The 14,213-nt window shown below is 65.1% G+C and carries 10 protein-coding genes; 5 read left to right on the forward strand and 5 right to left on the reverse strand.

The window, feature by feature from the left end:
- Positions 1–107: 107 nt before the first annotated feature.
- Positions 108–1,763, forward strand: coding sequence for a hypothetical protein (locus tag ACZ1DY_RS08465; RefSeq protein WP_465484091.1), 1,656 nt, complete (start codon positions 108–110; stop codon positions 1,761–1,763).
- A 20-nt stretch (positions 1,764–1,783) separates the two neighbouring features.
- On the opposite strand, the gene ACZ1DY_RS08470 is transcribed toward ACZ1DY_RS08465, so the two are convergent.
- From ACZ1DY_RS08470 to ACZ1DY_RS08480, 3 genes are all read right to left on the reverse strand, one after another.
- A complete protein-coding gene (locus ACZ1DY_RS08470) occupies positions 1,784–3,886 on the reverse strand; it encodes an ATP-binding protein (protein ID WP_465484092.1) in 2,103 nt (700 codons plus the stop codon).
- A gap of 1,698 nt (positions 3,887–5,584) precedes the next feature.
- Positions 5,585–6,196, reverse strand: a complete 612-nt coding sequence (locus tag ACZ1DY_RS08475; RefSeq protein ID WP_465484093.1) for a hypothetical protein — start codon at positions 6,194–6,196, stop codon at positions 5,585–5,587.
- A gap of 103 nt (positions 6,197–6,299) precedes the next feature.
- Positions 6,300–6,812 carry a hypothetical protein gene (locus ACZ1DY_RS08480; RefSeq protein WP_465484094.1) on the reverse strand — a complete coding sequence of 171 codons (513 nt, stop codon included), beginning with the start codon at positions 6,810–6,812 and terminating at the stop codon, positions 6,300–6,302.
- A gap of 596 nt (positions 6,813–7,408) precedes the next feature.
- Here ACZ1DY_RS08480 and ACZ1DY_RS08485 point away from each other — a divergent pair.
- From ACZ1DY_RS08485 to ACZ1DY_RS08500, 4 genes are all read left to right on the forward strand, one after another.
- On the forward strand, positions 7,409–7,948 hold the full coding sequence (locus ACZ1DY_RS08485) for a tyrosine-type recombinase/integrase (RefSeq protein WP_465484095.1): 540 nt from the start codon (positions 7,409–7,411) through the stop codon (positions 7,946–7,948).
- A 403-nt stretch (positions 7,949–8,351) separates the two neighbouring features.
- Positions 8,352–8,711 (forward strand): helix-turn-helix domain containing protein, encoded by a 360-nt coding sequence (locus ACZ1DY_RS08490; protein ID WP_098085218.1) that lies wholly within the window; start codon positions 8,352–8,354, stop codon positions 8,709–8,711.
- A complete protein-coding gene (locus ACZ1DY_RS08495) occupies positions 8,708–9,514 on the forward strand; it encodes an MATE family efflux transporter (protein WP_228822309.1) in 807 nt (268 codons plus the stop codon). The genes ACZ1DY_RS08490 and ACZ1DY_RS08495 overlap by 4 nt, the downstream gene beginning before the upstream one ends.
- 116 nt (positions 9,515–9,630) lie before the next feature.
- Positions 9,631–10,719 carry a hypothetical protein gene (locus tag ACZ1DY_RS08500; protein WP_098085221.1) on the forward strand — a complete coding sequence of 363 codons (1,089 nt, stop codon included), beginning with the start codon at positions 9,631–9,633 and terminating at the stop codon, positions 10,717–10,719.
- 17 nt (positions 10,720–10,736) lie between these two features.
- Here the strand turns inward: ACZ1DY_RS08500 and ACZ1DY_RS08505 are convergent, their stop codons facing one another.
- The gene (locus tag ACZ1DY_RS08505; protein ID WP_098085224.1) at positions 10,737–13,367 is read right to left on the reverse strand and encodes a DEAD/DEAH box helicase family protein; all 2,631 of its coding nucleotides are present in this window, start codon (positions 13,365–13,367) and stop codon (positions 10,737–10,739) included.
- Between the two features lie 60 nt (positions 13,368–13,427).
- Positions 13,428–13,745: a hypothetical protein gene (locus ACZ1DY_RS08510; RefSeq protein WP_216641980.1), complete on the reverse strand. Its 318-nt coding sequence runs from the start codon at positions 13,743–13,745 to the stop codon at positions 13,428–13,430.
- Positions 13,746–14,213 lie beyond the last annotated feature (468 nt).

Here is a 14,213-nt window from a genome sequence, read left to right on the forward strand (position 1 = left end):
TTGGCCGACGGCTATATGGCAGATTGGGGTCACCGTAAAGGAGTACCACTGAGTACCGCCCGGTAGCAACCGATCGGGCGACGGTCACATGGATCGGGATACTGCCTGTGCGTGATCAAGGACGTGACCGCGTCAATCCCATGACTCGGAAGCCTCCCTATCGCTTGCTACTCGTTGTGCGTAACGGCGCGACATTGGACAGGTTGCTCGGGCTTTTGCACGTGCTCCGGCCGGACGTGCCAGAGATCCGGTTCACAATCGATGCCGGTTCGGTCTTCGCGCGTGAACTGCGGCGCCATATTGAGAGCCTCGGCCACGTGGTTCTCCCCTGGAAGGAGGCGACAAGGACTCCGTCCGACGTGATCCTGGCCGCCCAGGCGTCCGCGCGGCTCGCCGAACTCCATGGCTACAAGATCGTTTGCGCTCACGGTGCCGGCTACAACCGGCTGGTCCCGGGGTCCACTGGAAGCGACACGATCGCGACCGGCCTCGTGCGTGGGCAGTTGATGGTCGGCGGTGAAGTGATCCCCGATCTCATCTTCGTTTCCCACGCCGAGCAGATCGAGCGTCTGCGGCGAGGCTGTCCCGAAGCCGCGGAACGAGCCGTGGTCCTGGGTGACCCGGTGTTCGATCGGATCGTGTGCTCGAATGAGGCGCGAACCGAGCTGCGGCAGCCCTTCGGGCTGACCGGGGCCCAGAAGCTCGTGGTCGTCAGCTCGACCTGGGGTGAGTTCGGCGCGTGGGGGAGTCGCGAGGACCTGATCCGGTCGCTGCTTGCCCAATTGCCCGTTCACGAGTATCGCCTGCTGGCAATTCTTCACCCGAACGTGTGGGCGGGTCACTCGCCGGCTGAGATCGAACTCTGCCTCCAGGACGATTGCGACAGTGGACTGCGCTACATTCCGCCACGTACCCCGTGGGAAGCGGGCGTCGTCGCCGCGGACATCCTGCTCGGCGATCATGGATCGGTGTCGTACTACGGCGCCGCCCTGGGGCGCCCGTTCTTACTGCTTGCCGACGGCCGTCCCGAACTGGACCCGACCTCACCGCCCGCAAGGCTCTGCGCCGACGCCGGCTACCTCGACCTCACAAAGGACCTGCTGCCGCAGATCGAACGCACTCTCACCCCGCCTGATCCGGCCAAGGTGGCCGTCATCGCCGAGGCGATGTTCCAGAAACGAAACTGCTCCTGGGAGATCCTTCGAAATGCCATACTCCGCGCAGCGGCGAGGCCCGTCCCGACCGGGCCTCCTCGGATGATCCGTGTCGACGACCCGGAGCCGTCTCGTGATCGAGCCCTCACGGCCTGGATGGTGCTGGCCGAGCTCTCGCATCGCGAGCGCAGCCCGGTGATCACCGTCAAATGCTTTCCGCGTATCGCCGTCGAGCGGGTCATCGATCTCGGCGGCGATTTCCTCAAGGTCACCGCTCACGACGAGGTCGACCGGCTGATGAGACAGGAAAGTGAGGTGATCGTGCACCTGCCCGTCCTCAGCGTGTCCGAGGGCGACCAATGGGCCGCCGCCACTTTCCGGCGGTACCCCGAAACGGTCGGGCTCGTCGCGTACGCCTGTCCCGAAGGCAGCATGCTGAGGTGGCGGGACGGGCCGGCGGTCTGCGTCGCCCATGGCGACGTGCTGGTCGCCGCCGCGGTTGTGCACAGCTGGCGGACCAACGGCCAGTGGGCCGACGCGCCCGCCACTGTCGAAGTCGACGTAGGTGGTGTGCAGACGAAGTTCCTCATGACGCCACTTGAGGACTGAGCCGACGGTGCCGGGGTTCGCTAAGCGGTCGCCCCTCGATCGACATCCTCCAGTAAATCCCTGACGGTGGTGCTCCTGGGGTTTCCGGCAGCTTCGTAAAGCTGGATGAGTCTTTCCGCGGAGTCGCGGAACAAGCTGCGATCTTTTCCGTGACGCGCGACGTCGAGGAGGATTTCCAGAGCTTGGGCTTCCTTCACCGGTTGCCGATGAACGCGCATGGTACTCGCGGTCCGGTGCAGAATATCCTGCGCCTCTGTCCAGCGGTCCAGTCGCCCGTATGCGCGACCCATGGCTATTCCGACCTTGGCCATGGAAAGCTCGTCTTCTATTCGGCTCGCTACTTGCATCGCCTTGGTGAGCAAGTGAAGGCCGTCATTCACCCGGCCGGCTCTCACCAGTACGTCGCCGAGCTGATACGTCTGGATGGCGACGCCGCGATCACTCCCGAGTCGTTCGTTGAGTGTCTGGGCACGTCGCAGGTTCTCGGCGGACTCTTCAAAACGTTCCTGGTCTCGGAACAGGAGCCCCAGTGACTCCGAAACGATCGCCTGCGACCGGAGATCGTCGGTCGGTACCCGACCCGCCTCGCGGAGTTCTCTGCCTGCGGATTCGAAGTCGTGTAGTTCGATGTAAGCACGAGCCAATTGGTTACGCACTCTGATTTCGGCGGGTGCGTTCTCGCATTTTTGTGCCGCCTGTACGCCGAGATGATGCGTTTCCAGCCAATCTCCATAGTTCTTGTGGCTATGATAGAGCGCCCACAGGGATTCGCAAAAGACCCAAACTTGCTCGAATTCCTGCAGGTCCCATGCCAGGCGAACCGCGTGGATCAGGTTCGTCTGCTCGGTCTCAAGCCATCTCATCGATTCCGTGCGATTCGAACTCGGTGTCGTGGGATCGGGTTTCCGCCTGGACACTCGCCAGCGTCCTTCGCCGAGTATCGAGCGATCGGCCGCGATCGCCCGGTCGAAGTACCAGGAGACCATCCGCTTCGCCGCCGCGTCCATCTCGTCTGCGGTTTCGTTGTGCTGGGCCATCTCGCGCGCGTGAAGCCGGATCAGGTCGTGGAAACGATAACGTTCGCCGGGTAGCTCTTCGAGCAGATTGGCGCCGGACAAGATCGCCAAGAGGTCATCCGCTTTGTCGATCGACGTATCCGCTGCCGCGGCGGCGACTCCTGTCGTGAAATCCCTGCCGGGATGCAGGGCCACCAGGCGGTACATCAGTTGTGCGGCGTGGGTGAGCTCGGTGTAGACGGCGTCGAACATTCTCTTGACCCCCGTGTCGTCGTCGACAGCCAGGCGGTCCAAACGACGGCGATCGTCGGTCAGGTATCGAACGAGACGCGGTACAGACCACGTTCGATGCTGGGTGAGCTGGGCGCCGACGATGCAGAGAGCGACGGGAAGGCCGCCGCACAAGTGAGCGAGCTTCTCGAGTTCCGCCGGCTCGGCGGACATCGCTCTCGCAGGGAGCATCTGGGCGAAGAGTAGTCTGCTCTCGGACACTGTCAGTGGGGAGACCTCGATGAATTCGGCTCCCTCTGTGATCAGGCCGCCGAGCTTGCGCCTGCTGGTCACGAGTACGACGCTGTTCCGTGAGCCGGGGAGCAAGGGTCGGATCTGTGCTGCCTGGTCCGCGTTTTCGGCGAGTACGAGCAGTGGCCGCGCCTGGGTTCTGGTCCGGAACAAGGCTGCCCGCTCGGGCAGAGAGGTCGGGACGTAGTCGTCGCTGACGCCAAGTGCACGAAGGAAACTGCCCAGGACTTCAGCGAGCTCCACTCCACCAGGGCGCCGGTAGGCGGCGAGGTCGACATAGAGCTGTCCGCCGCTGAAGCGGGCCAAGTATCGGTGGGCCCACGTCAGAGCTGTGGCGGTCTTCCCGACGCCGCCGAGGCCACTGAGAACCACGACGGTCGCCCGGTCCTGCCTCGACATTTCGACACGATCGGTGATGGCCTGGAGCTCGCGCGTGCGGTTGACGAACCGGTGTGGTGGCGGTGGCAGCTGATGAGGTACGTCGGCAAGTGAGTAAGGCGTGACCGAGGTAGGTGTCGGGCTTACGAGTGTGAAGGGTTCGTCGACACAATCGGCAGGCTTACGTGGCCTCGGCTCAGCGCCCATCCGCTCGCTCCCCGATCGAGTGACCCAACGCCGTGCTGTTGGGACTTCCCCGTAGCAACCATACCGTGCGTCGCCGGTCGTACTCCATAGTCGAGTTTTCCAACTGTGAGCACCCTAACTTACGCCAACGGAAGCGGATATCCGAACCAGATCTTTCAGGCTTCTGGGAAGTTCTTCCGGGTTGTGACTAACTCTCGCTTCTGGTGGACCGTTTAAGCAGGCACGATCACGCTGTGGTGTTGCGTCGGCGGATAGTTGTCCGTGAGGCGTACTGGCGCCCCTTAAGGGGGACATCGTTGTTGTGGCTACAACGCTTAGTTCATGTCTGACACCTACGTGCACGTGCACTTGCACGATCGTTTGGGCAGGTTGGCAGGTGTTCGCGGACGAGTTTTGACTCAGCTGGGGGACGCCTCGGAGGGGGAGTTCTCTATTCGCGCCGGACAACCACTGGCGCTGTCGAGTGGTCTTGCGAAGGCTCCGGAGAGCGGGGCGCTGTGGTGTCCTCATGTTCCGAAGTCGCAGACGACGCCGATTCGCTACAGGCATGGTCTTTGGCTGCCGCAGAGGGCGACTTGACCGGCTTGCGCAAGGCAGCGACAGGTCACGGTTCAGTAAAGGGTGCGACCGTGAAGGTTGGCCTAGTTGACCATGGTTGCTTTTGCAGCTGTGCTATTGTGACGGTGGACACGTTGTTGTGGGGTAGGTTGTGCATCAAGAGCGGTCGGTCTGTGCAGGGCACCGGACAGTGTTCCACTTGAGGGGCCCCGTGCTGACTCTTCTTGTAACAAGTAACTCCAGGTTCGATTCCTCCAAGCCGGCTCCTGTTGGTCGACATTTTGCTGCAGAGTCCGAGGTCCTGTAGTCGGACCGCTGGCAATCCTGAAGATCTGACGAGCCGCCCGTAAACCTTGAAGAGCTTGTCGGAACGTGGCCATGAGTCGTTGTCGGTCGCTTGCACTTGAGAAATTTGTCCGGTTTCTCCTCGTGAATGGGTGAACCTCACGCATCCACCAGGTTCGAGCCGGTAAAGAATTGAGGGGCTTTAGAACGTCGGTTCCTCGAGTACTCTTTTCGATCCCGCTCGTCGGATCCGGATTATCTGGCAGTGCTGGCACGTCCTGACGTTGTCAGGGCTGTTCGTAGCATCCCGGCACTCCCGGACCGGCCTGCTCTCAGCTCCTGTCGAGCCGCTGCGACGGCCCGACGGTGGTGGTCTCTCACATCCACGCAAACCACAGCGCTTCACGGCGCACGAAGCCTGTCTTGAACGCGTTCTCGACCACCTGCAGGCCCAGGTGAGGCTTGGCGGTGTCCAGAATGCAACGTCAGGATGAGATAAACCTGGTATAGGTGTGGGTGGAGTTTCGCCGGAGAGTAGGCGTTCAAGCCCGGCGACGCGGGCGAATGGGACGCGGGGTTCGTTGACGAATGCCGCGACGTTGGGGTCGGGAGTGACCACCACGGCGAGGACGGTCCAGACCTCCGGGCTTCTGTCGACGCCGGTTGCGTTCAGCGCGGCCGCGAGTTGTGAGCGGCCCGCGGCTGTTTTGGCGGGGAGTTTCCCGACATATGTCTTCTCGGGAGTTTTTCGTTGCTTGGCGTGGGATCGGATGTCGCCACGAGTTCCATGGAAGTCTCTGAGGTCGTAGGAGGTGTAATCGATGGAGAAGGGCGCTTGGGTGTTCTTTACTTCGATCACCCAGAGTTGTTTGGTTCGGCGGCGAGGAGGTCGATTTCTCCGGGGATGTCGAGCCCGTGTTTCGCCGCCTTGGCCTTCAGTCGGCCTAGCCGGAGGTGCCGTAGGCCCTGGCGTCGGGCGGCCTCGGTGACTTCGTGTTCGAACTGCCGTTGACGGAACCTGGCCAGCTCGGCCAGGCTGGCCTTCAGTTCGGGTGGTAGTGATCGATGGGGCCAGGGTAGCCGGACTGCGATCCGGTAGTTCGCGAAGATCTGTTGCGAGGCGGCTGCCTGGCGTGGGAGCAGGAGAAGGCGCTCGGCGCGGCCGATCGCTGAGAGGCCGATGAGTGGCCGGGTGGCGAGACGGTCTTGTCGTCGTTCGACGTTCCAGAAGTCCAGTCCAGACGTCTTCAACCGCTGTGAATCGAGCGTGAGGGCTCGAATTGCTGCAGTGATCTCGGTAATGGTCACACCGGACCAGTCGCTTGCGGAGCGAGCGAGATCGGTGTGCGCGACCTCGATGATCGGAGCCTCAGCCGCTGGCCAGGAGGCGGTGGTCTGCAAGACGGCGAGGAGGGCGTCGGAGTCGAAGCCTAGAGTGGTTCGTATGGCGTTCTCGACGTCGAGCATCAGTTCGGTATGGCGGCGAGTGTTTCCTCTTTGCCGCCGTTCTCAAGCGCTGTGTACAGCAGGCTTCGCAACGGAGTGAACGGCTGTTCCGCATGGCTTGTGCTCACTTCATCCGCGAGGGCTCGGACTCGAGGCCGTCGGCTTGTTGGGCCAGGTGGACTCTCAGTCGTTCTCGCTGGAGAGCAGCCATGTCGGCGCGAGGCTCGCCGGACCACACCGAGAGCACGCCAACGGCGAGGACCTGCGCGTTCACGTCCTGAAAGCCGACTGCTTCCGCGTCGGCCAGTTCGAGGGCGAGGGCGAGGGCGAGGGCGGCGATGTCGACCAGGCGTCTCCAGTCGTGCTCGTCGAGCCGTGAGGTGCCGTTGGGCGTTTTCGCCAGCATGTGCTCGACGACCAGGTTGCTGGCCCGCCAGCTTACGGTGTCCTCCAACGCTGAATCGACAATTCCACCGTCGTCGGCGGATCCGATCATGGCTCGCTGGGAATCCCGCCGGCGATTCGCGGCCCACGTGTGCTCCACGAACGCGGCCGCCGCGGGGAGGGCATGGTCCAGGTCGGGCCGGCCGACCTCGTGGTCGAGCAGGCTCAGCAGCCCGGGGCACCAGCTCACCACGGATCAGGCGTACCGCTGCATCGCCGGTCAGCACTTCGGAACGAGCGCCGCGCCGGTGCACTACCTGGGCGAGCGCACGGAAAGCCCTCGCTCGGCCACCGTCGGTCAGCGGTCCGAATCCGGCTCCGCCAGTGTTGGTGAACGGCGTGCGCTCGTGGACCAGCCGCGGGCCGCTCGGGTATGAGTTCCATCGCCGGATGATGGAATCCCGTATCTCCACCGCGGTGCCGGAGCCGCTGATCGTCTGATCGATGTCGAGGATCTCGTCGTCAGGCGGGTCTGGCATCTCGCCCAGCGCGGCCAGAATGGCCCCGGCGATCGCTTGGCCGCAGTGCCGGTGAAGGGCCGCCACGTCGGTATTCGTGATGGCCGCCAGGTTGTAGATCACGAGAGGCTGGCCGGCGATGATGCCGGCGAACCTGATCGGCTGATCGTCGTCGAGTGCGGTGGTCGGCGTCAGACTGATCATGATGGGCCTGTTCGGCGGCAGCCGCCGACGGGCTGTCTCCGCCGGTTCCGTGAGCAGTTTCTCCAAACCGAGGTAGAGCGCGTCGGCGAGGGCTACCGCCAGCTGCCGGCCCGGCCCGGGTGGGGTGTTGCGCAACTCGACAACGCCGTTGCATGAAGGCAACCATCGGCTCTGGCTCGGACCGCCCAAGACTCCAGCGTCGGCACGCACCATCACGCTGCCACCGTTCCTGATCGATCTGTTGCGGGATCACCTGGACGGTCACGATGGCGACTTCGTGTTCGCCAGTCCGCGTCGCTGCTGGTTGCGCCGCAGTGACTTCGATCGACGGGTCTTCCGCCCCGCGGTGGACGGAAACCTTCGCCGTTCCGACGCCGCTGCGCCGATCGAGCCGGTCAGGCCGGGCCTGACGTTCCACGGACTCCGGCACAGCCACAAGATATGGATGATCGCCGACGGTATCCCCGAGATCGCCCAAGCCCGACGGCTCGGGCACCGGCTCGACAACCGCATCGTCGAGACCTACAGCCACGTTGCCCCCGAAGTCGAGCGACGCTTGCTCCGCTGCCTCGAGAGACGCTGGCGCAAAGCGCGCACGGCTGTTGTCGACTGGATGTGCTGCGGCAGGCCGGATCTGCGTGAACGCTGGCCCCCCAGTCGGCCGTGATCTGCGCGAACGCTCGTTGACCCCCACCGCGCCACGGTGGTGGGAAAGCAGCGGTGAAAAGCGGAGTAGCTGAGACATTCCCCTGCCTCGCTTCACCGCGAGCCACACGCGCCCTCGGCCTGGCGCCTACTGCTAATCATCAAGCAAGCAGAACAGCAAGATCGATCCTCCGGAAATCCTCCAGCTGAGGTTCCTGAATCGATCCGCGGCGGATCTTCAGGTGATCACAGAAGATCATCAGTTAAACTAGAAAACCCTCCCTGACCTGCGGGAGTTTCCGCTGATTCGGGAGGGTTTTCGTATTGTGGAGGTTAGGGGACCTTACTCGAACATAAAAGACCAGGTCAGGGCGCTGGAAGAGCTCCGCGAGAAGCTTCCCAGCCTCGATACCCCCGAGCCGACCGTGATCAAGCGCGACCGACCTCGCCGGGCCCGGCAACTCCGTGCCGATCAAGTCGAGCAGTTGATCACTGACTACCGGTCCGGCGCGACGGTGTACGAACTCGGTGACCGGTTCGGCATCGAGCGGCGGACGGTCAGCAACATCCTCCATCGGCACGGCGTGCCGATGCGCCGCCGCGGCCTCTCGCCTGAGCAGGTCGACGACGCCATCCACCTCTACAAGCTCGGCTGGTCCCTGGCGCGAGTCGGCGACCACTTCGGCGTCAACCACACCACCGTGCTGAATAAGCTGCGTGAACGCGGCATCCCCACCCGAGACACCCACGGGCGTCCGCGCGTCGAAGCAGGTGGTGCTCGATGACCAGGCGTGCAGTTGTGTCGACGCGATCAGGCTCGGAGAGGGCTGCTGTGGTTCAAGCCGTCACCGTGATCATGGGCATCGTCGTTGGCCTCACTTTTCTCTTCGGCTTCGGCAACGTCCTCAACCTTGCGCTCCGGCTCGGCGTGCCCGCCTGGGTCGCGCCACTGGTGGCTCCCGCTGTTGATCTTTCGATCCTCGGGCTGCTGCTCGGCACACGGCACCTGGCGCTCGCCGGTGCATCCCCGGAGGTGCTGCGGCCTGCTCGTCGGCTGCTGATCTTCGCAAGCGTGGTCACGCTCGCGTTGAACGTGGCAGAGCCTCTGGTCGCAGGCGAGTTTGGTAAGGCGGCCTTCGACGCGGTAGGGCCACTCCTCCTGATCGGCTGGTCGGAGGTCGGCCCTGGCCTATTGCAGGCGATCGGCGCAACGAGTCATGTGCCAGCCGCACGCGAAGGCGATCGGCCTGAGCCGGCTGTCCCTGTGGACTCGGATGACGGTGCGCCGGAGACGGGGCCCGAACTCGACGAGGACGTCCCGCAGCAAGGTGGCGAGCGACCAGTCGTTGGGCGGACACCGGAAGCGCTCTTGGCGCAGGCACGGCGAGAAGACGCGGCGCACCGTGCTGCTCACCAGAAGCCGATCTCCGCGGACACGCTTCGTGTACGGCTTGGGATTGGCGCGACTCGGGCGCGGCGGCTTGTCAAGGCTGTCCGCGAGGAGTACCAAGCCGAGGTCGCAGGGGGTCCGGTCGACGCGGGCGCTGGGGATGCGGCGAGGGGTGTGCCGACGGCCTTGGCGGCGTGACGTGAGCGGCGGTGCTCGCCAGCGTGGCCGGTTGCCCCGGCCGTGGAAGGATCGTTCGGTGAGCACGAGCGGGGCCAGGCGCCTGCCCCGCTCCGGGTGATTGGTTGGAGAGCAGGATGATCAGCGGCGATGGGCGGCCTGATCCGTACCAGGCGTTCCAGCGCGGGCGTCTCGCCGTCGACCAGCACATGTCGAAGGTGCTCCAGGCCGAGGACATGTGGGCAGAGGAAACCGCGACGGACATCCTGCTGACGGAAGCATTTCCCGATGTCCGGTACTGGAAGTTCACCAAGCGGCAAGAGAGCGCCGTGGGCGCCGACTGGTTGTGGTGGTGGATCGACACGACCGGGACCAGCTTCGGACTGCTGACCCAGGCCAAGATCCTGAAGCGCCGCGGTACCGGCTGGCACGTCGACTTCGGCTACCGCCGCAGGAAGACCGAGCCCGCGCAGATCGACAAGCTCCTCGTCTCATCCATGACGTTCAGCGTCCCGGCTGCTCACGTCCTGTACTGCGGTACGCCCGCATACCGTGCGGGCCTCGCCTGCGGACTGACGCATCACGATGGCGCCAACTGCCGCGACCGGGAGCGGGCCGGGGTGTCGATCGTGCCCAGCATCATCCCGCACTACCTGATGCCGCGGGTGCGTGACAACGTCGCGGTCGAGGCGTTTCACTGGTCGTTGCCACTTGAGGACGTCGCTGACCCCGGCCGCTCACAGCCACCGTTGCCTCCCCTAGCGGCTGTTCACCCGGACATCGCCGAGTTCATGCGCCGTCCGCAGCTCGGCGCCCGGCGGGTCGCCAAGACCATGCTGGAAGCCGTGCACTCCATCCGCATGGGACAGTTCTCAGCGGCGCTGTCGGAAGACGCAGACGACGGCGTTGAAGACGCAGTGTTCACTCACCTACCGAGTGATCGCGGCCACTTCGGCGTGCCCTACCTGGCGCACGTCCTCGGCGGGCTACGTCACCGACCTCCGGCCTATGTCCAAGACCTGCTCGCTGGCCGGACCCCGCCAACGTGGGTTACCGACGCTGTCGCCGGGATCGTGGTCATTCACGATCCCGAACCAGCGATCCAGCACCTCGCCACACCTGCAGGAGACGGCAGGATGCACCCACAACGGCACCTTGCGGTTGTCCATTCCGATGATCGCGAACAGTTGCCGCCTGCGGCCGTGGCCCGGTCGAACTCAGGATGACGGCGGTGAAGGCCGGGTCAGCGCGAGGGGAACAAGCTCGCCACGTCGTCCACGGTGATGATCTTCCCGAGGGTTGGGGAGAGCAGTTTGCCCAGCCAGCCGTCAGGCGGCAGTGTGGCCTCGATCTTCGTGCGAGCCTCGCCGCGGGCTTCGGCGTTGCCGTCGCCGCAGAGCGCTGCGTACTGCTGAAGGCGGTCGGCCAGCAGGTTGTAGAGCCGGACGGCGGCGTCGTGATTGATGAGGGTGATCCTGTCGCGGGCTGCCTCGGCGGCGTCGCTCTGGACGGTGGTGGCCGGGGTGAGCAAGCAGCCGTAGACCCGTGTCTTGGCTGCGCGCTTGGTCTCGACTTCGATCTGGCCGAGCAGCTGGTTGACGTCTCCGCGGGACACCGGGTGCGGTTCGCCGGTCTTGACCTCCCAAACGCGACGTTCGCCGCGCTTGACGGTTGACCAGGTCCACCGGCAGTCGGTGGCGCTTTGTTCGGTCTTGGGCGGTCGTTCTCCACTGGCTCCGACCAGACGTGCGAGCACCTTGAGGCCGTCGCATTGCTGATCGTGGCTGCCGGCGAGCAGGGTGCGCCCGTCGGAGAGTGCGCGGTCGAGCCGGCCTCCGGCTTCACGACGCCATTCATCCCACACGAGGAAGAGGCGGTCGGTGTCGTCAGCGGTGCGCTCGTGTCCCTTGAGGTCGGCGACCGTGCGGCCCAACCGGCGGAACCACGCGGTGCGAGGCCCGTTGGTGGTGGCGTCTTCGAGGGCGGTGCGCGCGGCGGCGAGGTCCTCGTTCCGTCCGCGGTCGAACAGTGCGTGGGCTTGGACGTAGCGCCAGAACGCGGCGTGCTCGGTCTCTCCGGCGGATGCGAGCAGGTCCGCGGCTTCGCGTGCTCGCTCAGCAGCGCGGCCGTGGTCGCCGATCCACAGGTCGGTGGCCGCCGACACCTCAGCGTCGGCGCTAGCGACCTCACCGCTGCCGCCGGTGCTACGTCCTGGGCGTGGCCGTCGCCGCGGCGTTGCCTGCTTGACGGGTTCGGTGGGGCCGGACGGTTGGGCCACCTGCCAGAACGCCCGGCAGGCGTCGGTCGTGGCGACCGAGCCCTGGTCGTAGAGTTCGAGCGCGGCGCGAACGATCGGCTGTGTGCCTTCGGGAATGGACGCGCGAACCGCTGGGTCGGCGAGGATCTGGGCGAACGTCGGGTCGAGTCCCAGGTACAGCGAGCGGTCGGTCGCGGTGCGATTGGCCCGGCCGAGAGCCTGGGTGACTCGTTGTCCGACACGGTGCCGCATGAAGGTCGCGTCACCGAGGTAGGCGACCACGAACCGCTCGAACTCGCTGCTGGCCTGCGGGACCGTGGTGATGATCACCAGCTTGCAGATGTCGCCGGGGAAGTCGAGCCCGTCATAGCGGCCCGCAGTGATCAACTGCCCCTGGGGAGCGCGGCTCCAGCCGTCGACTGCGGTGTCGTCGCCGGCCCGGAGGCGGTAGACGGGATGGCCGAGCCCACCGAGGATCGCTTGCAGTGTGTCCGCTTCGCTGTGGCTGGCGCACAGCCAGGCCGCCTTCCCACCGGCTGCCTGGACTTGTTCGAGTGCCCAGCTGAGCACGCCGAGGTCGAGTGCCTGCTCGGACGAGGGGTTCAACGCGAACATGCGCTCGCCGGTGCTGCCGGAAAGCAGCGGCTGCTCGGTCTCCAGCCGGGTGACCCGGCCGCCGCCGATGCGGCGTTGCAGGTCGTCCATCGAACCGAGGGTCGCCGAGAGATAGATCCGCTGCTTGGCCTGGCTGTACCCCGCGTTCAGCGCCGTCGGCGGGTGGTAGGGGCGGATCTCGATTCCGGACGGCCCGACAAGCACGCCGCAGTGGGTGAGGTGCTCACGGACCTTCGGCCACACCCACTTGATCTCGTCCCGGAGCTTCTTGACCTCTGCCTTGATCTCGTCCGACTCGTCCTTGAGCGCGAGGTCGGCGACCAGCGGCGACGCCTCGATCGCGTCCCGCGACGCTGTGGCGATCGCCGCCCAGTCGCTGAACGACAGCAGCTCGGGCGGGGTGCCCGGCCGAGCGGTGCCATCGCGCATCGCCTGCAGTCCGGCGTATGCGTCGGTGTGCGCGACGACAAGATCACAGATCGTTCGATACAGGACGCGAGCAGGGCCAGGCTTGTCGGGGATGCGCAGGGTCTGTAGCCCGCTGAGCGGCTGTTCCGCTAGATGGGCGTCGTCGAAGATGACCAGGTCGGCGGGTTTCGGAACGGGCCTGCTGTTGAAGTAGACCCAATAGTTCATCACGCCCACCGCCTGGGCCTGGTGGTAGTCGTCGAGCTTGGCGCCGCCGTAGTCCTTCGCGGCGAACCGGACGACCTCCAGGCCCAACTTGGTGGCTTCGTCCTCAACCCGCTCTGCCAGCTGGCGGGTGCCGGTCAGGTAAGCAACCGACATTCCCTGGTCGAGGGCGTAGTCGGCGATCAACAGCGCCAACAGGGTCTTCCCCTCACCGGTCGGCATTTCGATCGCCACGTCCGGTGTCGTGAGGTGGTGAGCCGCGTAGGCGGCCAGTACCTGCCTCTGACCAGGCCGAAGCTCCTTGAACGTGGTCGACTGGAATCCGGCAAGCCGTTCGTCGAAGTCGGGTACTGCCGCCGGTTCCGCCACCGCTCACTCCTCCATCCGTAGGGCATGAACTCTACGGCGCGGGGCGCATGCTCGATCGAGCTATTTCGGTTCTCGCAGCACCGAGAACGGCAGCAACTGGTCGACCAGGTGCAGCTTCTCGCGGCGGCCATCGGCGTAGCTGATCTCGTAGTTGACCACTCCGAGCCAGTTGCCGTCGACGCTGGGAAAGCGTCCGTGGAGCCGGCCTTGCACCTTGCCCGTCAGATCCAGGCCAGTCACGATGACGTGTCGAGGGGCATCGGGCGGGCGAGGGAACAGGTCGTCCAGCAGGACCCAGACGCTGGTGAGCACGGGCCTTCGGCCGTGAACGTCGTCGCCTTCCCAGGTGGTGAACGGGCTATTGATCACGTTGGCCACCCGCCAACGACGGTGTTGTCCTCGCTCGACGGAGGACGAGGTCGCGATAGGTCTCCTCGTCCAGTTCAGCGCGGTCGGGAGTCGGGCCATTGGTAGTCAGCCGCCAGCAATGATCAGCACCCTCGGCAGCGCAAGCCGGACAGCTGATATGGACCTCGCCATCGTGCACAACCGCCCGATACTCGGATGGAGGGAGCGTGTGCAAGCCGAGCTTGCAGCTGGCCGGCAGGAGCGCCACGGGCCTGCCGGAGCTGTCGCGCCCGTATGCCAGCCTGCCGTCCGGTTGAGCAGTTCGGAGTAGCCGCGGGTCCATGACCAGCAACGTACCATCTCTTCGCACATACGTTCGAGTGTGTCGGACGGTGTCCGGTTGAGGTCTAGGAGCGTCCTCGGCGGTTGCGTCGGAGGCGAGGAGTGCGGTGACGTCCGGTGACTCTCGCGGCGCTCGGAACGAATCCCGCGGAGACT

This window comes from Amycolatopsis sp. PSD-21, from assembly GCF_055561455.1.

What these genes read in the sequence shown, in the direction of transcription:
- ACZ1DY_RS08475 (WP_465484093.1), bottom strand. Translation starts at nt 6,196, where the DNA reads ATGCTCGACGTCGAGAACGCCATACGAACCACTCTAGGCTTCGACTCC.
- ACZ1DY_RS08500 (WP_098085221.1), top strand. Translation starts at nt 9,631, where the DNA reads ATGATCAGCGGCGATGGGCGGCCTGATCCGTACCAGGCGTTCCAGCGC.
- ACZ1DY_RS08470 (WP_465484092.1), bottom strand. Translation starts at nt 3,886, where the DNA reads ATGGGCGCTGAGCCGAGGCCACGTAAGCCTGCCGATTGTGTCGACGAA.
- ACZ1DY_RS08495 (WP_228822309.1), top strand. Translation starts at nt 8,708, where the DNA reads ATGACCAGGCGTGCAGTTGTGTCGACGCGATCAGGCTCGGAGAGGGCT.